The sequence below is a fragment of the Alicyclobacillus herbarius DSM 13609 genome (assembly GCF_000430585.1).
In the GTDB taxonomy this organism is placed as follows: Bacteria; Bacillota; Bacilli; order Alicyclobacillales; family Alicyclobacillaceae; genus Alicyclobacillus_G; species Alicyclobacillus_G herbarius.
Map to the genome: position 1 here is coordinate 109,063 of NZ_AUMH01000011.1, position 25,596 is coordinate 134,658.

26 protein-coding genes, 2 rRNA genes and 1 riboswitch are annotated in these 25,596 nt (G+C 57.9%); of the genes, 3 read left to right on the forward strand and 25 right to left on the reverse strand.

The genetic code is table 11. From position 1 onward, the window contains the following. Positions 1-86: 86 nt before the first annotated feature. From hslU to H522_RS18610, 9 genes are all read right to left on the reverse strand, one after another. A complete protein-coding gene (gene hslU / locus H522_RS0109320) occupies positions 87-1,475 on the reverse strand; it encodes an ATP-dependent protease ATPase subunit HslU (protein ID WP_026962104.1) in 1,389 nt (462 codons plus the stop codon). Between the two features lie 26 nt (positions 1,476-1,501). Next, positions 1,502-2,044 (reverse strand): ATP-dependent protease subunit HslV, encoded by a 543-nt coding sequence (gene hslV / locus H522_RS0109325; protein WP_026962105.1) that lies wholly within the window; start codon positions 2,042-2,044, stop codon positions 1,502-1,504. A 3-nt stretch (positions 2,045-2,047) separates the two neighbouring features. Further along, positions 2,048-2,980 carry a tyrosine recombinase XerC gene (gene xerC / locus H522_RS18600; protein ID WP_081412019.1) on the reverse strand — a complete coding sequence of 311 codons (933 nt, stop codon included), beginning with the start codon at positions 2,978-2,980 and terminating at the stop codon, positions 2,048-2,050. A 4-nt stretch (positions 2,981-2,984) separates the two neighbouring features. Beyond that, on the reverse strand, positions 2,985-4,298 hold the full coding sequence (gene trmFO / locus H522_RS0109335; RefSeq protein ID WP_026962106.1) for a methylenetetrahydrofolate--tRNA-(uracil(54)-C(5))-methyltransferase (FADH(2)-oxidizing) TrmFO: 1,314 nt from the start codon (positions 4,296-4,298) through the stop codon (positions 2,985-2,987). Between the two features lie 8 nt (positions 4,299-4,306). Then, a complete protein-coding gene (topA, locus tag H522_RS0109340) occupies positions 4,307-6,436 on the reverse strand; it encodes a type I DNA topoisomerase (RefSeq protein ID WP_026962107.1) in 2,130 nt (709 codons plus the stop codon). Positions 6,437-6,593: 157 nt separating this feature from the next. Continuing rightward, a complete protein-coding gene (gene dprA, locus H522_RS18605; protein ID WP_035453282.1) occupies positions 6,594-7,694 on the reverse strand; it encodes a DNA-processing protein DprA in 1,101 nt (366 codons plus the stop codon). A gap of 279 nt (positions 7,695-7,973) precedes the next feature. Next, on the reverse strand, positions 7,974-8,879 hold the full coding sequence (gene sucD, locus H522_RS0109350; RefSeq protein ID WP_026962108.1) for a succinate--CoA ligase subunit alpha: 906 nt from the start codon (positions 8,877-8,879) through the stop codon (positions 7,974-7,976). A gap of 11 nt (positions 8,880-8,890) precedes the next feature. Beyond that, on the reverse strand, positions 8,891-10,045 hold the full coding sequence (sucC, locus tag H522_RS0109355) for an ADP-forming succinate--CoA ligase subunit beta (RefSeq protein WP_026962109.1): 1,155 nt from the start codon (positions 10,043-10,045) through the stop codon (positions 8,891-8,893). Positions 10,046-10,394: 349 nt separating this feature from the next. Further along, complete coding sequence (locus tag H522_RS18610) at positions 10,395-10,781, reverse strand: hypothetical protein (protein ID WP_035453284.1); 387 nt, start codon at positions 10,779-10,781, stop codon at positions 10,395-10,397. A 192-nt stretch (positions 10,782-10,973) separates the two neighbouring features. Between H522_RS18610 and H522_RS0109365 the strand changes: the two genes are divergently transcribed. Beyond that, positions 10,974-12,437, forward strand: a complete 1,464-nt coding sequence (locus H522_RS0109365; RefSeq protein WP_026962110.1) for a YifB family Mg chelatase-like AAA ATPase — start codon at positions 10,974-10,976, stop codon at positions 12,435-12,437. A 69-nt stretch (positions 12,438-12,506) separates the two neighbouring features. Here H522_RS0109365 and H522_RS0109370 read toward each other — a convergent pair whose 3' ends face one another. The 12 genes from H522_RS0109370 to H522_RS0109425 all read right to left on the reverse strand — a co-directional run bounded on the left by H522_RS0109370 (position 12,507) and on the right by H522_RS0109425 (position 22,118). After that, entirely contained in the window at positions 12,507-12,896 is a 390-nt protein-coding gene (locus tag H522_RS0109370; protein ID WP_026962111.1) for a YraN family protein, read from the reverse strand. Continuing rightward, the gene (locus H522_RS0109375) at positions 12,850-13,128 is read right to left on the reverse strand and encodes an EscU/YscU/HrcU family type III secretion system export apparatus switch protein (RefSeq protein WP_026962112.1); all 279 of its coding nucleotides are present in this window, start codon (positions 13,126-13,128) and stop codon (positions 12,850-12,852) included. The genes H522_RS0109370 and H522_RS0109375 overlap by 47 nt, the downstream gene beginning before the upstream one ends. Before the next feature lie 12 nt (positions 13,129-13,140). Then, positions 13,141-14,094, reverse strand: coding sequence for a flagellar hook-length control protein FliK (gene fliK / locus H522_RS0109380; protein WP_026962113.1), 954 nt, complete (start codon positions 14,092-14,094; stop codon positions 13,141-13,143). Beyond that, complete coding sequence (locus tag H522_RS0109385) at positions 14,087-14,779, reverse strand: ribonuclease HII (protein WP_211230671.1); 693 nt, start codon at positions 14,777-14,779, stop codon at positions 14,087-14,089. The genes fliK and H522_RS0109385 overlap by 8 nt, the downstream gene beginning before the upstream one ends. A 151-nt stretch (positions 14,780-14,930) precedes the next feature. Then, positions 14,931-15,815 carry a ribosome biogenesis GTPase YlqF gene (ylqF, locus tag H522_RS0109390; protein WP_026962115.1) on the reverse strand — a complete coding sequence of 295 codons (885 nt, stop codon included), beginning with the start codon at positions 15,813-15,815 and terminating at the stop codon, positions 14,931-14,933. Between the two features lie 135 nt (positions 15,816-15,950). Further along, positions 15,951-16,301 (reverse strand): 50S ribosomal protein L19, encoded by a 351-nt coding sequence (rplS, locus tag H522_RS0109395; protein WP_026962116.1) that lies wholly within the window; start codon positions 16,299-16,301, stop codon positions 15,951-15,953. 224 nt (positions 16,302-16,525) lie between these two features. After that, the gene (locus tag H522_RS21505) at positions 16,526-16,675 is read right to left on the reverse strand and encodes a hypothetical protein (protein WP_155836313.1); all 150 of its coding nucleotides are present in this window, start codon (positions 16,673-16,675) and stop codon (positions 16,526-16,528) included. 74 nt (positions 16,676-16,749) lie between these two features. Beyond that, positions 16,750-16,874, reverse strand: a riboswitch (cyclic di-AMP (ydaO/yuaA leader). A 68-nt stretch (positions 16,875-16,942) separates the two neighbouring features. Further along, positions 16,943-17,698 carry a hypothetical protein gene (locus H522_RS0109405; RefSeq protein ID WP_026962117.1) on the reverse strand — a complete coding sequence of 252 codons (756 nt, stop codon included), beginning with the start codon at positions 17,696-17,698 and terminating at the stop codon, positions 16,943-16,945. Continuing rightward, a complete protein-coding gene (locus tag H522_RS0109410) occupies positions 17,695-19,272 on the reverse strand; it encodes a hypothetical protein (RefSeq protein ID WP_026962118.1) in 1,578 nt (525 codons plus the stop codon). Before H522_RS0109410 ends, H522_RS0109405 begins: the two co-directional genes overlap by 4 nt. A gap of 34 nt (positions 19,273-19,306) precedes the next feature. After that, on the reverse strand, positions 19,307-20,611 hold the full coding sequence (locus H522_RS18615; protein ID WP_051344111.1) for an O-antigen ligase family protein: 1,305 nt from the start codon (positions 20,609-20,611) through the stop codon (positions 19,307-19,309). Next, positions 20,608-21,621, reverse strand: coding sequence for an asparaginase (locus H522_RS0109420; RefSeq protein WP_026962119.1), 1,014 nt, complete (start codon positions 21,619-21,621; stop codon positions 20,608-20,610). The genes H522_RS18615 and H522_RS0109420 overlap by 4 nt, the downstream gene beginning before the upstream one ends. Beyond that, positions 21,618-22,118, reverse strand: a complete 501-nt coding sequence (locus tag H522_RS0109425; protein WP_026962120.1) for an acyl-CoA thioesterase — start codon at positions 22,116-22,118, stop codon at positions 21,618-21,620. The genes H522_RS0109420 and H522_RS0109425 overlap by 4 nt, the downstream gene beginning before the upstream one ends. Before the next feature lie 97 nt (positions 22,119-22,215). Here H522_RS0109425 and H522_RS0109430 point away from each other — a divergent pair, with 97 nt between their 5' ends. After that, positions 22,216-22,479 (forward strand): hypothetical protein, encoded by a 264-nt coding sequence (locus tag H522_RS0109430; protein ID WP_026962121.1) that lies wholly within the window; start codon positions 22,216-22,218, stop codon positions 22,477-22,479. 77 nt (positions 22,480-22,556) lie between these two features. Here the strand turns inward: H522_RS0109430 and H522_RS0109435 are convergent, their stop codons facing one another. Further along, positions 22,557-23,603, reverse strand: a complete 1,047-nt coding sequence (locus H522_RS0109435) for a M23 family metallopeptidase (protein WP_026962122.1) — start codon at positions 23,601-23,603, stop codon at positions 22,557-22,559. Between the two features lie 146 nt (positions 23,604-23,749). Between H522_RS0109435 and H522_RS0109440 the strand changes: the two genes are divergently transcribed. Next, entirely contained in the window at positions 23,750-24,154 is a 405-nt protein-coding gene (locus H522_RS0109440; protein WP_026962123.1) for a YbgC/FadM family acyl-CoA thioesterase, read from the forward strand. A gap of 67 nt (positions 24,155-24,221) precedes the next feature. On the opposite strand, the gene H522_RS0109445 is transcribed toward H522_RS0109440, so the two are convergent. From H522_RS0109445 to H522_RS0109455, 3 genes are all read right to left on the reverse strand, one after another. Then, a complete protein-coding gene (locus H522_RS0109445) occupies positions 24,222-25,169 on the reverse strand; it encodes an RluA family pseudouridine synthase (protein WP_026962124.1) in 948 nt (315 codons plus the stop codon). A 167-nt stretch (positions 25,170-25,336) separates the two neighbouring features. Beyond that, a 5S ribosomal RNA gene (gene rrf, locus H522_RS0109450) occupies positions 25,337-25,453 on the reverse strand. 55 nt (positions 25,454-25,508) lie between these two features. Beyond that, a 23S ribosomal RNA gene (locus tag H522_RS0109455) occupies positions 25,509-25,596 on the reverse strand; the annotation flags it as partial.

Consider the following 25,596-nt stretch of genomic DNA (forward strand, 5'->3'; position numbering starts at 1 on the left):
ATTCGACATAATTTCCTATGAAAGAAATAGGACCGCACTTTTTCCGTGCGGCCCCAAGTCCGTGGATAGGCAAGGTTAATAAGGAATTACAGGATGAACTGGCTCAAATCGCGGTTGACAACAATCTTTTGCAGTTTTTCTTGTACATACTCGGGTGTGATGACAACTTCCTCTAAATGAACATCCGGGGCTTCGAACGACAGGTCTTCCAACAGTTTCTCGACTAAAGTATGAAGTCTGCGGGCACCAATGTTTTCGGTCTCTTTATTCACCTGCACAGCCAGTTCCGCAATCCGGCGAATCGCGTCATCCGTAAATCGGACACGGACACCCTCGGTCTCTAGGAGCGCCGTGTACTGTTTGAGCAAGGCGTGTTGAGGTTCTTTGAGAATCTTTTCAAAGTCGTCAGCTGTGAGGCTCTCCAATTCCACACGAATCGGGAATCGCCCTTGTAATTCAGGAATTAAATCGGACGGCTTGGAAATGTGGAACGCCCCTGCCGCGATGAACAGGATATGGTCGGTGGACACGGGACCGTATTTCGTCACCACAGTAGACCCCTCAACGATAGGAAGGATATCTCGCTGCACCCCTTCCCTCGACACATCCCGGGTGTTTTGCTCACGGCCAGCGATTTTATCCATTTCGTCGATAAAGATGATGCCATGGTTCTCGACGCGGTGAATCGCCTCAGCCGTAACGGAGTCCATGTCAATCAGTTTCTGCGCCTCTTCCTGTTCCAACACCCGCCTAGCCTCATGAACCGCCATTCGGCGCTTGCGCATCCGCTTGGGCAACAGGTTTCCCAGCATCTCCTGCAGGTTTCCCATGCCTTCCGGTCCCATGCCGGGCATAAAGCCCATCATTGGGGCGGCCTGTTCTTCCACTTCAATTTCAATCACCCGGTCCTCCAACTGACCGCTCTGCAACTGTTGGCGCACGCGCCGCCGCTCGTTGCGGACACTTTCCGAAGGCGTCTCCGTCTCCGTTTGCCCGCCGGGACCCGCGCCAAACAACATCTCAAACGGGTTTTTCATGCCACGCTTTGCACTGGGGTCTGGGACGAGCGCCTGCACAATCCGTTCATCAGCGTGTTCACGCGCCTGATCTTTGACGCGCTCCATATGCTCCGCCTTCACCATGCGAATTGCGGTTTCCACCAAGTCGCGGACCATAGATTCCACATCCCGGCCCACGTACCCAACCTCCGTAAACTTGGTGGCTTCGACCTTGATGAACGGAGCCCCGACCAACCGGCTCAGACGTCGTGCAATCTCCGTTTTTCCCACGCCCGTCGGACCAATCATGAGAATGTTCTTCGGCGTCACCTCTGCCTGCAAGTCCGGCGGCAGCTTCGCTCGCCGCATACGATTGCGTAGCGCCACCGCCACAGCGCGCTTGGCAGCCCGCTGACCGACGATATAGCGGTCTAACTCTTCCACAATCTGCTTTGGAGTCAATTCCCGATAGGCCATTTTCCGCCCTCCAAACCATGCACGTACTAAACGCCCAGTTCTTCCACGATGATATGCTCGTTCGTGTAGACACAAATCTCTGCAGCAATTTTCAAAGCCTCGCGCGCGACATCCCCTACATCGAGCGACGTGTGGCGAACCAGTGCTCGCCCTGCGGAGAGGGCGTACGCCCCACCGGATCCAATCGCGCACAACCCATCGTCCGGCTCAATCACCTCACCGCTCCCAGACAGGATAAACAGGTGTTGCTCGTTCATAACGATGAGCATAGCTTCGAGTTTGTGCAAAACCTTGTCAGAACGCCACTCCCGGGCCAGCTCGACCGCGGCTCGCTGCAGGTTTCCGTCAAACTCCTCCAGCCGAGATTCGAACTTCTCGAACAGCGTAAAAGCATCTGCGACCGACCCGGCGAAACCGGCAATCACACGTCCTTGATACAAACGCCGAACCTTTCGCGCATTCTGCTTCATAATCATGGTGTTCCCGAGTGTGACCTGACCATCGCCAGCCATCGCGCCGCGTCCATTTCGGAGCACCGCAAATATCGTGGTCGCGTGCATGTCCGACATCCTTTATTCCCCCTTCATCGCGTCTTCCAACTGTGTTGCCTCGGCACGGCGCGCCCGCGGATGGGCTCGGTCATAAACGCGAGCCAACCGATCACGAGTGGTATGCGTGTAAATCTGGGTTGAAGACAAACTGGCGTGCCCCAACAGTTCCTGAACCGCCCGCAAATCCGCGCCTCCATCCAACATATGCGTGGCAAAACTGTGCCGAAGGGCATGCGGACTGATGTGATGCAGACGCCCGACGCGCACAATGTGACGGTCGAGAATGCGGCGCACACTGCGGTCTGACAACCTCGTTCCGCGTTGGTTGATAAATACCGGTGAATCCGCAGCCAGCGCCGGTTCACGGTGAGATAGATACGTTTGCATCGCCTGTATCGCATAGGACCCCATGATCACATACCGTTCTTTATTGCCCTTGCCGAGAACCCGCACCACGCCCGAGGTCAAATCCAAATCCCCCATGTTGAGCCCAACACATTCGCTAACCCGCACACCGGTCGCGTAGAGCAATTCCAGCAGTGCGCGATCCCGGGCGGACCAGAGGTCATCTTGGGAAATCGATTCGAGGAGCACTTTCACTTCTTCTTGATAGTAAAAGTCTGGAATCGGTTTGGACAGCTTAGGCAGCTGCACCGCTCGCGCGGGATTCTCTGCCATCACCCCTTCACCGCAAAGAAAATCGAAGAACCTCCGGTAACACGATAAACGCCGAGCAAGCGTCCGCTTGGCCTGTCCTCGTCGTACTTCATGGGCCAACAAGGCGCGAATATCCGTCATCGTCACTTGGGTCGGACTCACTTTTCCTCGTTCCGACAGGAACCGACAGAGAACCGTCAAGTCCTGATTGTACGCGGTCACCGTGTGGGGTGAGGCCCCCCGCTCATCTCGCAGCCGCTGTAAAAACGCGGTGACATGCGCAGACACGACAGACATCCGCTCACACCTCGATTCCGCGCAGCACTTGGTCCCATTCAGACAAAGCCCGTTCCGCCATCTTCTGATACCGCTCCCGTTTGTCACGGATCCGCTCCGACAGCGGAGGAAAGAGCCCAAACGTAGCGTTCATCGGTTGGAAATTATCGGGCGCTGCTTCGGTAATGTAATGAGCCAAGCTGCCAATGGCGGTGGCTCTGGGCGGGACAATCAAGTCTTTGTTCATCGCCATGCGCCCCGCATTAAGGCCAGCCACCAAGCCGGCGGCTGCCGATTCCACATACCCTTCCACACCCGTCATTTGCCCAGCAAAGAAGAGGTCCGGGCGCGTGCGGGTCTGATAGGTGGGCAACAAAATGCTCGGGCTGTTGATGTACGTGTTGCGGTGCATTACCCCATAGCGGACGAACTCCGCGTTTTCCAGACCTGGAATCATACGGAACACCCGTTTTTGTTCGCCCCATTTCAGGTGCGTTTGAAAGCCTACGATGTTGTATAGGCTGCCGGCCGCATTGTCCTGCCGGAGCTGCACCACCGCATACGGGCGCCGACCCGTCCTTGGGTCTTCCAAGCCCACCGGCTTCATCGGTCCGAACAACAGGGTTTTCCAACCACGGCGCGCCATCACCTCAATCGGCATGCACCCTTCAAAATACTTCTCTTCTTCAAAATCGTGCAAAGGGGCCGTTTCCGCGTTCACCAACGCTTCGTAAAAGGCGTGGAACTCCGTCTCCGTAAACGGGCAGTTGAGATACGCCGCTTCCCCTTTGCCATAGCGGGACGCAGCGTATACCTTCTCCATGTTGATGGACTCTGTCGTCACGATAGGCGAGGCGGCGTCATAAAAATAGAGATACCGTCTGCCGACAAACCGCTCGATAGACTGAGACAAATCGGGCGAAGTTAGAGGGCCGGTCGCCACGATGACAATCCCCTCTGCGGGAATCTCCTTGACTTCTTCCCGACGCACGGTAATGCGCGGATGACGTTCCAGCGCCTCCGTCACGGCCTGGGAAAACCCTTCGCGGTCCACAGCCAACGCACTGCCGGCTGGTACGGCGTGGGCATCCGCGCAGCGCAAAATCAAGGAGTCCAAACGCCGCATTTCCTCCTTGAGGAGTCCTACAGCATTGGTCAACACGTTCGAACGCAGCGAGTTCGTGCATACCAATTCCGCAAACCAAGAGGTGTGATGGGCCGGCGTCTTAACCGTTGGCCGCATTTCGTAAAGGGTCACCGATGCCCCCTGGCGTGCCGCTTGCCATGCGGCCTCCGAACCTGCCAAGCCGGCTCCGATTACCGTTACATCCATTGCCATCAACCTCCCTATCTTCGAGCCCCCGGCGAGGTTTCAAGCGGATTGGGCCGTTCTTCTGCCACCAACTCACCCGCATCCGGGTGTGCCGCTTCGTTGCTGCAAACAACCACCGCTTCGCCCTTCACCCGCTTTTCCACCATTGGATGAGAACAGACCGGACACATGGCCCCGGTAGGGCGGTTCCATAACACATATTCGCATTCTGGATACCCACTGCAGCCGTAGAACACACGGCGCTTGCCCCGACGTTCCACCAGCGGCTTACCGCACTGTGGACAATTCACGCCCACTTCCTTGACAATCGGCTTGGTGTTTCTGCACTCGGGAAAGCCTGGACAAGCCAGAAACTTCCCATATCGCCCATGCTTGTAGACCATCTTACGCCCGCACTTTTCACAGACGACATCGGACTCTTCGTCGGTAAGTTCCACTTGCCCCAAAAGGTCTTCTGCTTGCTTCAAATGCGCCTCAAACGAGGCGTAAAATTCGCTGAGCAGTTTGACCCAATCAATTTTTCCTTCTTCCACCAAGTCCAGTTCCTTCTCTAAATTGGCCGTAAAGTCCACGTCAATCAGCTCATGGAAGTACTGGAGCAAAAGGTCCACCACAATTTCCCCAAGCTCCGTGGGGTAAAACCGTTTCTGGTCGAGAACGACGTACCCCCGCTTGAGAATGGTGTCGATGGTCGGGGCATAGGTGCTCGGCCTGCCAATGCCCAGTTCCTCCATCGCCTTTACGAGGCTCGACTCAGAGTAACGCGGCGGCGGCTGTGTGAAGTGCTGTTCCGGCTGCAACCGCGGCGCATCCAGTCGCTGGTTCGCTTCCAGCGGCGGCAGCAGACGGGTCTGTTCTTCATCTCCACCCCCGTCATCGCGGCTTTCGGTGTACACCGCCATAAACCCGGGAAAGCGCAGAATGGAGCCGGTGGCACGGAAGTGCGCCTTTCCGGCCCGAATCTCCACAGTCGTCGTGTCGAGCAGCGCGGAGGCCATTTGACTGGCCATAAAACGCTCCCAGATCAACTTGTATAGTCGATACTGGTCTCGCGAGAGAAATGGTTTCAGCGAATCCGGTTCTCGCAAGGCGGAGGTGGGGCGAATCGCCTCATGGGCGTCTTGCGCGCCTCCTTTTGTCGCGTACTGGCGCGGCGTGTCTGGGACATATTCAGCACCAAACCGCTGCCGCAGGTATTCACGCGCTTCAGCCTGAGCGGACTCCGCAATGCGGGTAGAATCGGTTCGCATGTACGTGATTAGACCCACCGTACCCCCGTCCCCGATATCCAGGCCTTCGTACAGCTGCTGGGCCACGGACATCGTCTTATAAGCACGAAACCCCAATTTCCGCGCCGCCTCTTGCTGGAGACTGCTAGTTGTAAACGGCGGACTGGGGTTCCGACGCCGCTCCGCCTTCTTCACCGACTGAACGACAAACGTCTCGTCTTCAACCGCCCGCAGCAACTCATCGACTGCCTCACGGTTCGGGAGGGGCGTCTTCTCCTCTTCATAGCCATAAAAACGCGCCGTGAACGTCCCTTTATCAGTTGTGAACGTGGCGTCCACAGTCCAATACTCTTCCGGCTGGAAGGCGCGAATTTCCCGCTCTCGATCCACAATCAATCGGACCGCGACCGACTGCACGCGTCCGGCGGACAGCCCTTTTTTGACCTTTTTCCACAGCAGTGGACTCAGCCGGTAGCCCACCAGGCGATCGAGGATTCGCCGTGCCTGCTGCGCCTTTACCAAATCCAAATCCAACGGACGCGGGTGCTGGAAAGCCGCCTTCACCGCATCCTTCGTAATCTCGTGAAACACAACCCGGCAGGCATCCGACGGATCGACATTTAACAAGTGAGCCAAATGCCACGCGATGGCTTCCCCTTCGCGGTCCGGGTCGGCCGCGAGAAAGATGCGCTTGGCCTTCTTTCCAGCCTCACGCAGTCCTTTGATGACATCACCCTTGCCGCGAATCGTAATGTATTTCGGCTCGAACTCATGCTCGACATCGACCCCGAGCTGACTTTTCGGCAGGTCGCGTACATGGCCCATCGATGCCTTGACCGTGTACCGCTTTCCTAAATATTTCCCAATGGTCTTCGCCTTTGCTGGCGATTCAACAATGACCAGATAATCTGCCAATCTGTTTCCCCCTCAATCCCGGCCAGCAACGCACGTTTCAAGGCCTCCGCTCGGCAAATCCGTCTCTCCCAATACGCTCCCCGGGTCGGGTAGAGGCTTACCTTATACCTATTCCAATCCATTCATTCTCAGAAACCTGTGTCAACCCATGATAGCATCACCGCTTTTTTGATTGCAAACCGGCGCCGGGTCGATACCCACCACCAGGTCTGCGTTCCAGCCACCCACCCAGTTCCAGCTCCAGTAATCCGGTATAAACTTTACCGATAGGCCACCCGAGCTGGGCGGCCAATTGGTCGGCCGATGCGGCGACAAGGGATGACTCATACAGGGGGAGCCAGCGCTCTGGCAGACCCGACCGCGACGTCCCAGACGAGGGTGCCAGGCCGCCCAGGTCTACGACTAAATCGTGCGGATCGAGCATTAAGCGCGCACCTTCCTGCAGCAACCGATTCGAACCACGGCAGTGCAAGGAAGTGATGGGGCCGGGTGCGGCGTAGACCTCCCGCCCCAATTCGAGCGCCATATCGGCGGTTCCGAGCGCCCCACTTTTGTCTCCGGCTTGAATGACAACCAACGCTTTGGAGAGCGCGGCCAGAATCCGGTTGCGTTCTGGAAAACGATGGCGAGCGATGGGAGTGCCCAGGGGATACTCGCTCAAGAGGAGTCCGTTTTTGCGAATCTGGGCGTAGAGGGCGCGGTGGGAGGGAGGATAACAGATATCATTGCCACAGGCTTGTACGGCGACGGTCCAGCCCCCGGCTGCCAAGGCGGCTTCCTGAGCCGCACCATCAATGCCAAGGGCCATGCCCGACAACACGGTGAAACCGGCTTCTGCAACCACCTGGCCCACCCAGCGGGCCGCCTCCAGCCCATAGGTGGAGGCACGGCGCGTGCCCACAACCCCGATGACCGGTTTCTCCAGCGCCTCCAGGTTGCCACAAGCAAACAAGACCAGAGGTGGGGTAGGCAAATCGAGCAGCGCCGGTGGATAGTCAGAGGCGCCGCGCACGAGACATGCCACTCCTTGCTCGCGCAGCCACGCCTCCAGCTGGACGGGGTTAGCCTTTTGCCGCCACCTATCCAGCCTCGCCATCGTCTCCGGCCGTAACCGAGCGACCTTAAGCCACTCCTCGCGATCCGCATGCCAAACGCATGCAGCGCCGTGCATCCCCTCCACTAGGCGAATGAGGGTGCCCCGCTCCACCCCCGGGCACATCGCAAGCGCGATGGTCAAGGCCCGTTGTTCATCGTGCATCGTATCGCCCCACTTATATCGGGAAAGTCTGTGCCTACCATTCTCCCGAATCGGAATCTGGCTGTCGATAAACGTTGAAAGAAAACGGTAACCACGTGGAGAGAACGGACGCGCCCAGGCGTTTGCACAGCGAAAAGGAACATGCACGAAAAGAACCCATCTGCACAAGCGAAGCGGCTCTGGTATCACACCAGAGCCGCAATCAGACTGGGACCTCAGTCATGCTTGATAATTTTCTGTTTCGTCCTGCACTGGCCTTCAGGTCTAAGGACCAACGCGTTATTTGGCCGTCTGGCAAACCTCCAAGAGGCCCCGTTCCTTCAGGTACTGTTCCATCGTTGCCCCCATATCGGACGGGGTCGGCGCCACACGGATGCCGCACTCCTCCAACTTCTTTATTTTCGAGGCCGCCGTACCGCTGCCACCGGAAATGATGGCCCCCGCATGGCCCATGCGGCGTCCCGGAGGCGCGGTGGCACCGGCGATAAAGCCGACGACCGGTTTCGTCATGTTATCGCGAATCCATTCGGCTGCCTGTTCCTCGGCCGTACCCCCGATTTCACCAATCATGATGACCGCTTCGGTATCCGGGTCTTCGTTGAACATCTTCAACACGTCGATAAACTCGGTCCCCTTGACCGGATCGCCACCGATGCCAACGGCCGTCGACTGCCCAATGCCGCGAACCGTCAACTGGTAAACCGCCTCGTACGTCAAGGTACCGCTGCGCGACACGACGCCCACTTTACCGGGAGTATGAATATAGCCGGGCATGATACCGATTTTGCAAGCCCCTGGCGTAATCACGCCGGGACAGTTAGGTCCAATCAGGCGCGTATGACGGCCCTCCATGAACCGTTTCACCTTCACCATGTCCAGGACCGGAATGCCCTCCGTGATGCAGATGACCAAGTCGAGTTCCGCGTCCACCGCTTCCATGATGGCGTCCGCCGCAAACGCCGGCGGCACGTAGATGACCGACGCGTTGGCGCCCGTCTTTTCCACAGCCTCCCGGACGGTGTTGAACACCGGGACGCCTTCCACGGTCGTGCCGCCTTTGCCGGGCGTCGTACCCCCGACAATCTTCGTTCCATATTCAATCGCTTGTTTGGTATGGAAAAGGCCCTGTCTCCCCGTGATGCCCTGGGTGATGACCCGCGTTTCTTTGCCGACCAAAATGCTCATCGTAAATCCCCCTATACCAAGGCGACGATGCGCTGGGCGGCGTCCGCCAGCGAATCGGCCGCGACGATATTCAATCCGGACTGGTTCAGGATTTCCTTGCCTTTTTCAACATTGGTGCCCTCCAGTCGCACGACCAACGGCTTGTCCAAGCCAATCTGGCGTGCCGCCGCGACCACGCCGTTGGCAACCACGTCACACTGCTGGATGCCCCCAAAAATGTTAACCAGGATTCCTTTGACCTTCGGATCGGACAGAATGATCTTGAACGCCTCGGTGACCTTCTGTTCGTTCGCACCACCGCCGATATCCAAGAAGTTGGCTGGCTCCCCGCCGTAGTACTTGATGGTATCCATCGTCGCCATGGCCAGGCCGGCCCCGTTTACCATGCAGCCGATGTTGCCATCTAGGGCGATGTAGTTGAGTCCGAACTTCGAAGCCTCAATCTCTTTCGGGTCTTCTTCATCGAGATCACGCAGTTCAAGGATTTCAGGATGGCGATACAGCGCGTTGTCATCGAAGTTTAATTTGGCGTCTAGGGCCATCACATCCCCTTCCGCCGTCACCACAAGCGGATTGATTTCCGCGACGGAGCAGTCCTTGTCGACGAAACACGCGTACAGCCCAGTCATGAATTTGACCGCCTTATTGACCAGGGCGTCCGGGATTTGAATCGCAAAGGCCAGATTGCGGGCCTGGAACGGCAAAAGACCCACGGCCGGATCGATGGTTTCCTTGAAGATCCTTTCCGGCGTCTTCGCCGCCACTTCTTCAATCTCCATGCCACCTTCGGCCGAGGCCATCATCACAACTCTGCCACTGGCGCGGTCCACGACCAAACCTATGTAGTATTCCTTTTGGATGTTAGAGAGCTGTTCAATCAACAGGCGCTTGACGACTTTCCCTTGGGGTCCGGTTTGATGAGTCACCAGCGTTTTTCCGAGCAGTTCGCGAGCGTTGGCTTCGACTTCCGCCAGGGATTTCGAAACCTTGACCCCGCCGGCCTTACCGCGGCCACCTGCGTGAATCTGCGCCTTAACAACCGCTTTCCCACCAAGTGTTTCGGCGTGCTTTACCGCTTCCTCCACGGTAAATGCCACATAGCCTTGCGGCACCGCGACGCCGTACTGCGCGAGCACAGACTTCGCCTGGTATTCGTGAATGTTCATGCGCCGACTCCTTTCCTCCCACGCCGAGATGACGTGGACCTCCATACTCCCCTTTGGCCATTAGGGACAACCTCTTATAAGAGATGTTCGAAAAGGGGTCAGGTAAGACCCAAGCAGTGCGAGGAAGCAAGCCCAAAATGCGAACCGAGCGTACATGGGTTGGTACGTGAGGGAGCATTTTGGGCGCCGACGAAGCAATGCGCAGGGGAGTTCTGACCCCCTTTTCGGACAACCTCTTACTAGGATAAATCAGTCGTACTCCATTTACAAATCAACCAGCCCAGGACAAGCCCCTGGGCTGGCGATATACGATAACAATAAGTCCTGTTGACAAACGGTTTGTGAATCTTCACGATGAACGAACTAAAAAGATTGCCGAGGCAAACGATACCGCCATACATACCACAAAACCTAAGAGCAATCGTTGCGCCTGGCGATCGCGTAGAACGTGCAGCGCTAGACCACATCCTGCGCCAATGATGGCCAAAAGCCAGGTGCAGGCAATCATCTGCGGGCGAGCCGCCAACGGCAAGCACGAAGCAATGGCAAAGGCCACGGCAGCCGCCAAGAGGACTTTCACTAATCCAGACAGGATGTATCGCCGCCAGGTCAACGGCCCGCATAAGCTGCGCAGGCGTTTTCTCCGGCGAAAGGCGCGTAAGTCCACTACGCGTCCTCTTTCTGACGGTCCACGTTTCTGGCTCGCCCGCTGCGTCTTTTCGTTGAAGTTCTGCACGTTGTCTTCCCCCGCTCCCCGCATTCACTCTTGTTCTGATCGTACATGGAAGACCGCAATTCTGCAATATTAAGACAACATCTCCAAGACATTATCGCCAAACCTTTCAATGCGCGGTATAAAAGACTATGCGCTGAACCCCTTGATCCTGAACTGAGAGGATACAGGAAACGAACGAGGGAGGAAATAACGTTGCTTGGATTGGCAGTTGGAGCGGTCTTGGACGGGCTGGAAGCCAACGTGGTGCGCGTAGAGGTGGATGTTGGACGGGGGCTGCCGCAGTTTTCCATTGTCGGTCTCCCCGACTCGGCCGTACGTGAATCGAAACTGCGCATCCGCTCAGCCCTGCGCAACTCTGGATTTGAAGTCCCGAATCAACGCATCACCGTCAACCTGTCGCCGGCCAGTGTAAAAAAACGCGGGGCTGGTCTGGACCTGGCCATCGCCATCGGGATTTTGCGGGCGAGCGGGCAAATCCCCGGGTTCCATCGACCGCTCGGGTTTTGTGCCGAGATGGGGTTGTCCGGTGACCTGCTGGCCGTGCCGGGTATCGTGAACCTGGCGCTTGGGTTGCGTGCATCCGGCATCCGCGACATTGTCGTGGCGGCCGAGGCGACGCGCGATTGTATTCCCGTTCCAGGCATCCAGTGGTTCTCCTATCCAACCCTCTCCCAACTTTGTGCAGATCTCCGTCAGGGCAGCCTGCACGCACGCGTGACCCAAAACGCCTCTCCGTTCGTGGACGCGGTATCCCTGCCATCCATGGCGGACGTCCACGGTTTGGCCAGTGTGAAGCGCGCGCTGACCGTGGCCGCTATCGGTAGGCACCACACCCTGCTGGTCGGGCCGCCTGGCAGTGGAAAGACCATGCTGGCCGAACGGTTTGTCACTTTGCTGCCGGCTCTACCCGACGACCTGGCTCTTGAGGTGTTCGCCATCCAACAGGCCGCTGGGCTGCAGACCCGTCCATCCCACGTGCCGCCGGTGCGGATGCCGCACCATACCGTAACCGGGGCCGGGTTAATCGGAGGTGGGCATCCACTCACCCCAGGCGAGGTCACACTCGCGCATCACGGAGTACTCATTTTGGACGAGTTGTTAGAGTTCCGTCGATCCGTTCTCGACACCTTGCGGGAACCGCTCGTCCACCACCGTGTTCGCCTTGTCCGAGCCGGGCAGACCCGTGACCTGCCGGCCAACTTTCAGCTACTCGGGACACTGAACCCTTGTCCCTGCGGACAACGCGGATTTTCGGAGTGTCGCTGTACCGATATGGAAGTCAAACGCTACTGGTCGCGGCTGAGCGGCCCATTGTTGGACCGGATCGACCTCATTGTGCCGGTGGCGCCCTCCCACTCGCTCGCGGCTAGCGACACATTTGTCTTCCCACCCCGAGACCGACTCGCCGAGATGAGAGAGCAGCTTCTGCAGCGCAAGCCGTCACCGTCTTCAACGGGCCACCCGCAGGATTTTTCTCAAGCCGCGGCGCAGTTTCTGCAGCACGCGTCCAACCGACTACAATTGTCGATGCGCGCTGAACAGGCGGTCATTCGCGTGGCCCGCAGCATCAGTCTTCTGGAAGGGAGGCAAACGGTAGAACGCGTCCACATCGAAGAAGCGCTCCTGTTGCATGGAAATGTGGACCACTGGCTGTAGGCGCGCCTGGAGTATAGAGGGGCACACGCCCCTTTAGACGCCCCCCTTGCGGTTTATGGGGAACCTTGTTTACATCGCATCTATCCCCACCGACCGGATGTGTTCAATCCGCGTGAAACGACCTCCATCATATTGAAGTCCAATCACATCGATCCGGACGCTGTCGCGAAATCGTGCATACGCGGGCGTACTCACCAACCAACGGGCCAGGAGGTATAAACGTCGTTGTTTGCGGATGCCAACTGAATCGACGGCCGTGCCGAAACCGGGGCTACGGCGAGTGCGCACTTCAACCAGGACGAGCTCCCCTCTAGACTCCGCGATAATGTCAATCTCCCCGATGGGAGCGCGCCAGTTTTGTTCCAGCACGGCCCAGCCCAAGGACCGAGTTAAGTATTCGACGGCGAATTGTTCACCCCATCTCCCGGTCTGACGCCGGTTGTCGAGTCTGATAAACAAAGGCCAGCACCTCCGCCACCGCCTGATAAAGCGATTCCGGAATGACCTCGTCGACCTCCAACTGCAGCAATGCATCGACCAACTCCGGCTGTTCGACGACCGAAACACGGTGTTCCTGCGCCGTGCGAATGATGGCTTCTGCCACCGCCTCGCGGCCTTTGGCCACCACACGTGGAGCCAGGTCACGCGCTCGATCATAACGGAGCGCAACCGCCTTGCGCTTCACGTCCATCTCCCCTTTCCGTTATGGGGCATCAGACAATTCCACCACGGTCAGACGGTCGACGCCCCACCCCAGACGCCCCAATCCGTCTTTCAATCGGTCCAGATTGGCTTTCAGGCGCTCACAAGTGGCAGTCCGCTCGCAGCCAATGTGGACGGACAGGTTGGACGCGGATGCTAACAGGACGACTTCATACCCCTCACCGAACAGTGTGAAGGTAATCCGCAAGCGGTGCACCGGCTCACCGTTCGTAGCGGTCTGCGTCCACCTTTCCGCTTGCCAACGAATCGCCACCCCAGCATCTCGGTCGCCTGGGAAGTGGCATAATCCACTGCCGACAATCGGACCGAGTGGCGTTTGCACGCTCGCCTGCAGGCGGTCGAGCAGAATAGCTGCCTGCAGCTCGGTTGGCAAACGGGCCATGCCTAGAGCGGAGTGAATGCGCTCAAATGGGAGCAGGTGTGCGGATGTCCCTTGACCTGGCGACGCTTGGCCGGAAGAAGCCGCTGAGGTGGGCGTGGCGTCGGTCAAAGCGCGCGTCGGGTCGATTCCCACCCCCAGGCGCAGCTTGGACGCGGCGGTCGCCAATCCCTCAAGCATCCGCCACCACTGTTGAATGATTCCGTGCATGTCTGGGTCATCACGGCCAGCCACCGGGTTCCCGGCCTCTGGAGGCGACATCGAGCCGGTTGGCAGACGCTCCACCCATTGTTCAGCCAGCAGTCGCCGCCATCCCCATTCGGCCGTCCGCAGGCGCGGGTGTTCGAGTATCGACAGCGGCAGCAAGAGCTCCAATCCGTCGGCCGGGCGCTCGTTCAGGATGACCTCGTCCGCGGTTACTCGTGCAGCGTGGTTGAGGGTGGCGGGGGCTCCTTGTCGCAGGTCTTTGCTCGAGCCGACCGCTTGTCCCCCACTGGATGGTACAGGGGCGGCTGGCGCAGGCAACGAGGACGAGGAGATGCGGAGGTCATCCATCCAGCGCCAACCTCATTTGCAGGTGCCGGGCAACCGGGGCAAAGGACCGGCGATGATATGGCGTCGGGCCAAATCGTGCCAGTGCCTGCCGATGTTCGCGCGTCCCATAGCCCGCGTTGCGGTCAAAACCAAACTCCGGATATGTATTCGCCAACTCGGCCATAAACCGATCCCGAACCACCTTCGCGACGATGGAAGCGGCTGCAATCGAAAGGCATTGCGCGTCTCCATCGATGACGGGCTGACAGTGCCACTCTGGCGGCGCCTCCAACGGCGCATACGGGCCATCGACGAGAGTGACATCGGGTTGAACCGGCAGGCACTGCACCGCCCGCGTCATCGCCAGCCGCGACGCGTGCAGGATGTTCAAGTTGTCGATTTCTTCGACGCTGGCCCACCCCACGCCGACCGCTCGTGCCTGCTCACGAATCCAGTCACAGAGTTGCTCGCGGCGCCGGCGAGTGAGGCATTTCGAATCATCAATCCCTACCCAGGTGTGGACGGGCTTTCCGAGCACCACCGCCGCTGCGACGACCGGTCCCGCCAAACACCCTCGACCAGCCTCATCCACGCCCACTATCGTCATTCCGTCGTGCCAGGCGTCGCCAACATACCGTCGTTCCATCTCCCAAAGGCGCCGACAGCGTGCCGATCCGTCCGATTCGACGCGGCAGGATTGCGTCAACGTCGACCACCTCCATCCTTAGCTCTAGTGTAACGGGAAGAGACGGTTCTGACGAGACCAAAGTGGAGAATCGTGCATTCGATGGAAACGCACAGCCGCTCGACTCGCACACCCTGGTTTCGCACGGGCCATCCTTCTGTGCGGACGCCTTTCATGTATCGGGCCACTCGAGACTGATGCGTCCCAATTTCCCGGTCTGCAACTCGCGCAGCACCAGCTCAGACGCCCGCTCCGTGTCGGGAATCCCACCACGCCGAATCAATCCCCGCTTTACGGCAATCTGCTCCAGCCACCCTCCAGCAAGGGCCATATCCTCCAACGGATTCGCTTCTTTCAGGGCGCCTGGGTCCAACTCGAGACCGTAGCGCTCACGGAGTTGCGCTGGATAGTGCGCGCCGGCCCAGATGAGAAAGTAGGCGGCCAGTTCCTGGACGTCCAAAACCTGCGCTTTGATGGCCCCACTTAACGCCAAACGCGCGGCCGCGTGCGGATCGTCCAGCTTCGGCCAGAGCACGCCGGGGGTGTCGAGCAACTCCAACCCTGACAGACGGATCCACTGTTGAATCTTGGTGATGCCCGGTCGGTCCCCAATCGCCGTGGCGGCCTTGCCAGCCAATCGATTGATAAGCGAAGATTTTCCCACATTCGGAATCCCGACCACCATCGCCTTCACCGCGCGTGGCCGGATCCCTCTACGCAAGTCGCGTGCCCGCTTCGCCGCCACAGCCTGCTCCAAGGCAGGCTGAATTTGGTCAATCCCGCGTCCGCTCCGCGCGTCTACACCGAGGACCTCACGCCCTGTACGGTGGAAGTGGCGAATCCAGGCTGTCGTCACAGATTCGTCCGCCAAGTCGGTGCGGGTCATCACCAGCACACGTGGTTTGACGCCCGCCATTTCCGCCAGCATCGGGTTCGCGCTGGACACCGGGAGGCGGGCGTCGACCAGTTCGATGACCGCGTCCACCCGCCGCAAACTCTCCGTCATCTCGCGGCGGGCCTTCGCCATATGACCGGGAAACCAGTTGATCGACCGCATAATATCCTCCTGTAGCCCTCCCTTTCGAGGTAATCCGTATCGTCAGGAGGGGCTGCGAAATGAAAAGCGGGAGACGCAACGGTCCCCCGCTTCCGTAGGTTTGGTGCAAGTCGCTGCCTGCGACTCGAATGGCCGTTATGCGTTGGTGCGAATCTCTTTGATTCGCGCCGCCTTGCCCGAACGCCCGCGTAAATAGTACAGCTTGGCACGGCGCACGCGACCTCGCCGCATAACCTCAATCTTCTCGATGTTCGGCGAATGCAAAGGAAACGTCCGCTCTACGCCGACTCCGTATGAAATCTTCCGGACCGTGTACGTTTCACTAATGCCCCCGCCCCGACGCCGGATGACAACGCCTTCGAACACCTGAATCCGTTCACGTTGTCCTTCACGAACACGGACATGAACCCGCAGTGTATCGCCAGGACGAAAATCCGGAATATCGGAACGCAGCTGCTCCTGCGTAATGGCACGCACCAAATCCATCGACACGGCCTCCTTCCCATCAGTGTTCGTACCAGAATGCTGGCAGAGGACCACGTAGTCACGCGCACCAGTTTAACATAAACGATCTCAATTGTGCAATCACAGTGAGCGGCCATCATCCACTCGTACAAGCCCGCTGGCCCTAGACGACACCGGGCATACTACAAACAACGGCGCCCAAGTGGGCGCCGTCCGCAACATGTGTATGGTCATCTTTACCTGTCTTAGGATAACGACAGCGGACCCTCGTCCTCCATCGCATCCACCGATTCCGCATCGACACCTTCGTCCAACGGAGGCATGGAAATCCGGTTGAGCGATTTCACAATCTCGAGATCACGAATCATCTCTGGCAATTCCGGCTGTTTCATCATGACAAGTCCCTCCCGATTTCACGGAAATGAAATCGCGAGTTCCGATGAAAAGGAATGCTCGCCTGCCCACTCGGGCCGGCACCCTACACGCTTACGGAGTTAGCTGACGGGTTAGGGAGTAGGTTTCCCCTCGCATACGCGATTCACCCCAAACGATTGGGTCCTCCGCTTCCGAGATGGAACTCAGCGATTTGAAGTTAACGTAAGACTATTATACGTCATTCCCTGACGTCTCGCAAATCCCCCATGGCTGCATCTGTTCGATCCCTACCTACGCTCTGAAAACCCGGACGGGGGCTCTACCTGAATACCTGCACCCAGGTCGGAGAAAATGGCATCTGTGGTTAGAGTCGTGAGTCCACTCGTTGTCGCAAGGGACTGCGTAGTCGTCACTTGATACAGAGCACCGTCGCGGTTGCCCACGGCGAACGTATACAACGCATCACCCACGGGCCGTCCCAAGGACCGCCAAGGACCGGGCGGATCGCCAAGCTTGGCCGGAATCCAAACCTGATACACCGTACAGAATTCGCCGCCAACAAACTTTTGTGGGCGCCGTTGTAAAGAACAATGATGCTGCTCGGCCCAGCGCAAGAGCGATTCATAATCGTTGAACCAACGCAGGGTCAGGGGGTGTTTCCACGCTTGCCAAACGCCGCCATATTCATAGTACCCACGATCACGAGTCTGATACACCTGGTACGATTCACGCCCCACACGGATCTGAAAAATCGCGTCTTGGTTGGTGCCGACACTCCCATGGACGGTCAAATCCCCGGAGCTGGTCGGGTGCAGAGCATGCACGTAAATCTTCACGTTGTAAGATTGCACCTTGGCGTCTTTCGCGGCCGCCTGCTTCAACGCGTTCCATGCTCGATTCGGGGATGTCACGCGCACGGCTTGTATCGATTGAACCTGATTCGAGTCGGCGGATGGCGTGCAGCCGGGAAGGAACAGGCATGCCAACACTCCGAGTGCGACCCACCCGCGCCATTCACGCAGTCGAAACAGACTCGAGTTCAAGCACTACGCCCCCTTTGTCGCCAGCGATAGACCCAACACCCCGCGAGCACCAACACCCACACGCCGACCAGCAGGGGTTGGACGGGAAGGTCATGACGCACCAGAACCACGTATCGGCTCTGCCCTGCCAACGCGGCCACCAGACAGTCCGGCCCGCCAGCGGTGAACCGCACGGAGCGCACGTTGGCCATGCCGCTGATAAAGATACGCCAGTTCCGATACAACTGCCCGTCCCGATACGTGTATGACGTCAAGTACGTCGTGTTGGACGAGCGCAGCCAACTACGGTCATTCGCGAGAATTTCCGGGTATTGCTCCCCCGGGAAACGGAGGCTCCCCAAGAACTGGAGATTCTCGTTGGGAGCAGTATACAGGCGCTTCGCTCGTCCGTCGGGGGTGAAATACAGAATATACGCAGGGCTCGCGTTGACGAAAACCGCATCCCGATGGCTCGTGCCGACCGGGCCGATCTCGATGGCTCCGCCGATGGGATTGGCCACCGGCCCTCGTACACTAGCGACCACCCGGCCATGCCCCTCATCCACCGAGACCACTTGTAGCTGGTTGCTCCCGGCTACCAAAACCTGATGCGCGTGCTCGCGAGTGAAGGAACCGGTACCGACGACAAGCTCCCCATCGACATGGACACGAATCGCCCGCCCATGATAGGTCCCCACCAAGTCCCCATTTTGGACGTACCATCCCGGAGTCGGCCGTTCACCTACGCGGCGCAGGGCCTGTTGCCAATCCTGCCACTGAGCTTGATCGGCCACAGCCGCTAAGTCAGCGAGCGCAGACGAATATTGGGCGGGGCTCAAAGCACGGGCCACGGCCTCATCCGACGTCTCTGTTCGAACTGTGTACTGCAGTACCCGGCCATCGACGACCGCCCATGCGCTGCGGTCAAACGGCGCGAAAGCGCCCATTAGATCCGAAAAAGGCATTTGCGCCAACGCTTGCGGGGTTGCCAGTTTCTCGACAATCTGCCCGTGGTCTTCGACCAATTGCAGATACTGATAGGTCAGGTGCCCTGGCGGAACCTTACCCTGGCGGATGGCTCGACTCGCGGCGAGTGATTCCGATTTAGACGTCGGATTCGGCCACTGAGTGACGGTCACCACGGCCTTCCCGTCCCGGGTCTGTACGACGGCCAAGGGCAAGACCGGGTAATTTCCCGTATCGACGGGCAGCTTGGAAGTCGCAAGCACCCGAAAATGGGTCAGCAAAGGCCACAGACTTTCAGGTAGCCAAGCGTTCGCTGCTGCCAAGACGAGTCCCGAGACAAGCAGCAGGGGTATGGAAAGGCGCCCCACAAGCCGGCCAAGGACCGCGAGGACCAGCACGCACAGCGCTGCCGCAAGGACGCGCGGAAACGTGGGAAGTTCCGTTGTGGCCGCAAGTCCTTGACACATACAGAGGGAAAACAGGCTGTAGACGACCCAGCGCCGCCGACGCTGCGGCGGGACACTGAACAACCCGCACAGCATCAGAAGCAAGACGAACACTACGCCGAGGAAGGCGAGATCGTCCACCAACGGACGAACCAACCATACATCCAAGAGGTTGATGGACACACCCCAAGCTAACCACCCACAGAGGGATAGCAGATTAGGAATGAATCGGGGTACGTTCCTGGGCGGGCACATCCTTCCCTGCGCTGGACGCATATTGTCCCTCCCTCACTGTGGACCCTGCAATCATCGTCAGAGTGGCAATGGTGAAATACGACATGGCCATCGGCGCATATTCAAACACGTTTTCCATGCCGTTATGAATCAACACCGCGAGAATCCCGGTCGTCGCGCCGAGAAATACGTATCGAGCCGGGAAATCCGCTCGACGCACGGTCAGAATCAAATCGACAAGCAGGCTGAGGTGCATCGCGAAAAACAAGATGAGACCGACGATGCCCACTTCCCCAAGCGTCTTAGCATAAAAGTTATCCGAATACATGGAGAAGTGGTGTGCCGTCGCAACCGCTCCGCCGTAATGCCCGACGCCAACACCCAAGAGAGGATTGGTCGACATGTGATCAAACGCGGACAGCCACTTGGCGATCCGCCCGCTGTCTGCAGACTTCATCCAATAGACCTGGGTAAATAATGCCTGAACACGGCTGTGCACCCCGGGAGCCAAAAACCCAATTGCCCCTAAACCGAGGAGTGGGATGAGTAATCGGCGTTCAAACAGCAGGGCACTCAGGAGCAAGCCCCCAGCCAGTCCCACCCAGGCGCCCCGGGTGAACGTCAAAATCATCGCGATCGCGCAGACGATGGAGCCGCCACCGTAAAACGCTCTGCGCCAAGGCCCCTTTTCGCCAATGGCCATCCCGGCCAAAAGTGGTGTCATCAAAGCCATATAGGACCCAAGCTCATTCGGACTGCGCAGAACGGAGAAGACCCGCGTGCGCACGTGCTGGCTAAGGTCTGTCCAATCGGCCGGAATCGGAACCGCAATCACGTATTGATACACGGCGTGGAGCCCAATCAGCACAGCGGTACCGGCCAAGAGGTGCAACAAACGCGGCACCTCTGCGGGTTTTACAGCGTAGGGCAGCACAAAGGCGAAGAGTAGATAATAGATGTAAAACCCGGTACCAGCGAGGGCTACATTGAAATCGGAGGCCCCACTGGCTGCCCTGGCGATAACAAAGACGAGAAACCAGACGGCCTGGAACCACCACGCTTGCCGCGGCGGCCGCAGGCCCCTGCGATGACGCCGCACGGCCACCCAACCAAGCGCCAGCAAGGCACACTTGTCCCACACCATCCCCAACGGGGTGATGGGAGCCAAACGCAGTCCGTAATCAACCACCGGAAAGAACATGAGAATTCTCGGTACCCAGACCGCCAACCACGCTTCCCATGTATCCAATCGGCCGGACCATCGGCTTCGGGTTCCATTCTGGGTCATCCTGAATACGTCTCCAAACGAAAGTCCGGAACGATGCGACCGACCACAATCCCCCGATGATTCTTTAACACGGGATGCCAAAACGCCTCCAATTTCGAGAGAACGGTCGGCGCGAGGGCCTGCATCTGACTCAGCGCCTCAACGACGGTTGGATAAGCGGCGCGGGCGTTTCCATCCTCGATTTTTACCGCCATGCCAAGCCCCAGCTTGGGTAAACCCACAGAGTAGACGCCCTCCGCACCCACCTTGGCCACGATTTCCCCGGGTGCGACTGCCATCAACTCCGTACAAAACCGCTCCGATCCGCCCACGTGGTGAGGATAGCTCATCATGGCGTCTCGGATTCTCCGCAAAGCGGCCGCGCGCGTCCGGGACAGCTTGTCCGGTCGCGCCAGCTTGGCATACGCGAGGGCCAAATTCTTCAGCGGCAGGCCAAAGACCGGTACTCCGCATCCGTCGATGCCAATGGCAATCTGATTCGCCTCCACCTCCGTCAGGTCCGCCACGACCTCTTTGACTTTTCTTTGCACCGGATGATCCGGATGGAGATATGTATCGAAATCAGCCCCAAGGTGCTTGGCCAGGACAAGCATGCCGGCGTGTTTGCCGGAACAATTGTTATAGAGTGGATTCAGAGATTCACCGGATCGCAACACTTGTTCATACGTGGGGGTATGATAAGGCGGATGGACTCCGCACTGCAGGCACGTCTCAGGAATCCCGGCCCGGGCCAGCAACCCTCGAACCACGCCCACGTGGCTTGGCTCCCCACTATGGGAAGCCGAACACAGGGCAATTTCCTCATCGGTGAGTGCGAACGCCTCTGCAGCCCCCGTCTCCAACAAAGGAACCACTTGCAACGGTTTGGCCGTCGAGCGGGCAAACGTAATGTGGTCTGGATTGCCGCAAGCGTAAACCACCTGCCCTGTGTCATCGACCACCACAACGTCACCTCGGTGCCGCGATTCCACCAGCGGACCACGCCAAACCTCTACCAACGATTCGCTCATACCCCTGAATCCGCCTCCAAGATCTGTTCACGATGCATTTTGCGCTTTTTCCGGGCTTCGTAACGCTCAGGGGCCGTCTTGTAGAACCACTTTTCCTCATCTGTTTCCGGCACCACCGGTGGGACAGGCGCCGGTTTGCCGTCCGGTCCCAGGGCAACGAAAGTCAAAAACGATGTTGCGGTCAGCTTGATTTCACCCGTCAGCAGGTTTTCTGATTCCACCTTCACGTGGACCTCCATGGATGTACGGTGTGCCCACGTGACAAACGCCTCAATCAAAATAGCCTCGCCAACCTTAATGGGTTCTAAAAAATCCAGACTGTCACTGGACGCCGTCACGACTGGGCGGCGAGAGTGACGCATGGCAGCCACACTGGCCACCTTGTCAATGTAAGCCATGACTCGCCCCCCGAACATGGTGCCAAGGTTATTCGTATCCGGTGGGAGAATGAGATCGGTTAAGATGGTGCGGGACAATCGAACCGGTTTGGCCTCCATACGTACGCTCCTCCAAATGGCAACCCAAATCACGCATGAAAGCGTGGATGAGGCGTAAACTAGCGGCGTGGTGTTCCATGAAATGGGGGCACGCCATATGCCATCGAATACTGATATGCCAGCCCAGGCAGCCGAGATCGTGCAACTCTCCACGGCGGGTTGGGACTCACGCAAGATGGGTATAGCTCGGGAAATGAGTCAATCTCAGGCCGCCTGTCGGGAAATGCTGGACCACATTCTAAACGAGGATACACCTGGTTTTGAGGAGTATCTGCGCGCGCTGGTGATCAAAGAACGTGCTGCAAAAGAGCAGTCCGAAAAGCTATACGCGGCCTTGCAAGTCCTGCAACAAGCCTTGTAGGACTAGGGCCGATTGCAACTTCATTGTAGTTGTCGAATCGAATCGATTCAAGCCGTACGACGGACGCCTGTCAGGACTCATTCAACAGGCTGACGCCAAATGTGCTGTGGTTGGCGTTCCCAGACAGACAGGATTCCAGAGGGACTAAACGCCCATTCCCCCCGTCCAGTGTCACTGTAAATCCCAAAGTGTAAATGAGCAGGGAACTTCCCACTCGTACCCGGCGGTCCGTATCCACTACTCCCGACGTAACCGATGACTTGCCCAGGCCGAACGAGATCGCCCCGTTTGAGCCCCTTAGCGAAGCTGGATAAATGCGCATAATAGTAGTACATATTGTTGGTATCCCGGATACCGATGCGCCATCCTCCAAATCGGTTCCACCCCATGAGTTCCACATAACCATAGCTGCACGCCAAAACGGGGGTGCCATAGCCGGCAAAGATGTCGACGCCCTCGTGAATGCGCCGTCCTCCATAGCTGCGGCCCGCGCCAAAGGTGTGTTTGACCGTATAGTTGTACCGTTTATCGACCGGAAAACAATGGCCTCTGGGATATAAACCAAATTTCTCGAAGACACGCTGAAAAGCAAATATCCGATCCATAGCCAACGGGTCTTGAAACAAGTCCCAGACCGCCGCTTCCACGTCCTCTTCCCCACTTTGTTCGTCCAACCAGCGCGCCAACGCATAGACCCTGTCCTCAGCTTCCCATGGCAGAGCCAGTCTGTCGCCATTAGCATCCACGCCTATCCCACGAAAGAGGGCAATCGTTACCGGATTGACATCCTCACGATCTGGATTATCTAGACCTGCCCATGCTGCATTCGCAAAGGAGAAACCATACCATGGCTTTTCTTGTTTGTCCGCCCGGCTCTTCACCAACTCGGCGTACCGGTCAATCGCGGCTAAGAGTGCCCAGGACAGATCATACCGCTCACCGGCGCGTTCATAGATGGGACGTAGGGATTGTTGACGATGAAGTGAATCGTTCGCGGACACGTTGGCACGAATCGTTGTGCCAGAAGCCGCCTCCGCTCGAGACTCAACTAGGCCTTGCCCCAATTGGGCACCTAGCGCGCCCAGGCACATCCATACACCAAGGCGCAGCCAGTGAAGCCGCATCATCCTTCCCCACCTTCCGTACGATCATGCATCTTGCGAAGGATAACACTGTCTGCCCTATACCGTGCCCGGATGGGCACAAACTATTCGGTATGGTATGCTGGGTAAGACCGTGCGAACAGCACAGCAGAAAGGAAGAATCGCCGATGCAGTGGCAAAATGAGATTGAGATTGTCGTTCGTTCGACCGAGATCGACGTAAACGGCCACGTGAACAACGCAAAGTTCTTGGAGTATCTGGAATGGGGCCGAGAAGATTGGTACGAACAAATGGGGCTTGACTATGAAACGCTTCGCGACATGGGATTCGTCACGGTCGTCGTTCGTGTCTGCGCAGATTATCGTCTCGAGGCAAGACAGAATGACCGCCTGCGAGTTCGGACCAACCTCGTCCGGGTTGGCAATACCAGCTTCGTGATGAAACAAGAAATCGTCAACCAGAACGAACAGCAGGTGGTAGAAGCGGAGTTTGTCTTAGTCACGGTCGATCCCGCCACGCGTCAACCCGTTCGTGTCCCCGATGCCATTCGAAACCGTTTGTCGCATGCGTAAGGTTTTTACGATAGCTTAACGCGACCCACGACCGGTCGGCGGATGCGTCGGCTGGATGGGAGAGGGATCACGGCGCTAATCGCTGCACAGTATCCTTATCATACCCGAGGGCCGACAACCGCTGCTCAAACGCATCCGGTAAGGGCGCTGTGATACGTAATCCATTGGGGAACACCAATTCCCCAGCGTGCAGCCAGTAGTGCGGATCGTCCTTGGACCGGGGGGCACCATATTTGGCATCACCCAACAACGGGTGGCCGATGTGGCTTAAGTGGGCACGAATCTGATGCGTTCGTCCACTGATCAGATTTACTTGAACCAAGGTCGTTCCGGAGCTGGTCATCAGTGGTTGATAGTGGGTCTCCGCGGGCTTTCCCTCTTTCCCGACAAGCGTGACATTGGTCTCCTGATTTCTCTGAATCCGAGCGCGAATTACACCGGATTTCGCCATCTCGCCGACAACAATCGCCCAATAGCGTTTCGTCACCTCGTGCCCTGCAATTTGTGCCGATAAGGCGCGTGCAGCGTCCGCCGTCTTAGCAAAAACCACTAAACCGCTGGTATTTCTGTCCAAGCGATGAACCGGTGCAGGGGTGAAGACCCGAGCCGCCGTCGGCATGTTAGCCGTGGATTGCGCATGATATAAATAGGCAGCGACGCGATTGACGAGTGTGTCCTTGTACTCCTTCTCCGCTCCATGTACGAGTAGCCCCGCCGGTTTGGCAACCACCAGCATGCGCTCGTCTTCGTATCGAACATTCACACGAGCGTTCACCCCGACAAACTTTCGCGGTGATTTGCGGACGCGTGCAAAGTCGTCATCGGCCATATATAAGTGCAATATGTCGCCGGTCATCAACACGTCGTCCGCCTTCACCCGTTTTCCTGCCCGCTTTACCCGCCCGGTGCGCAGCATCTTGTGAATTCCGGAGAGGGGTACTCCAGGAAGCAGTTGACGCAGATACCGGTGTGCCTTTTTTCCGGCATCCTGTTTTTCGATCCGAAGCTCAATCATGTTCGGCCCCCTCATCGACTGTCCCGCATCGAAAGGGCAAAAAATGCTCTCGTAAGTTGAAGGACATGCTTTTGGAGTAGCTATGTAAAAGTTGGATTTGTTATGTAAAAGCACCCCGAGATGAGTCCTGCTCACCTCAGGGTGCTTTCTTTCGGTGTCCTTCCCTCGCCTGGCAACGTCCTACTTTCCCAGGAGCTCCCGCTCCAAGTATCATCGGCGCTGGAGGGCTTAACGGTCGTGTTCGGTATGGGTACGCGTGGGTCCCCTCCGCCATCGTCACCAGACACCTTCTCACCTTGACACCGACATAGCGAAGTCCTCTCTCCTGCCACCGACCACCTGGTGAAGCCCTCGACCGATTCGTATCCGTCCGCTCCACGCGTCACCACGCTTCCACGCCGGACCGATCTACCTCGTCTTCTTCAAG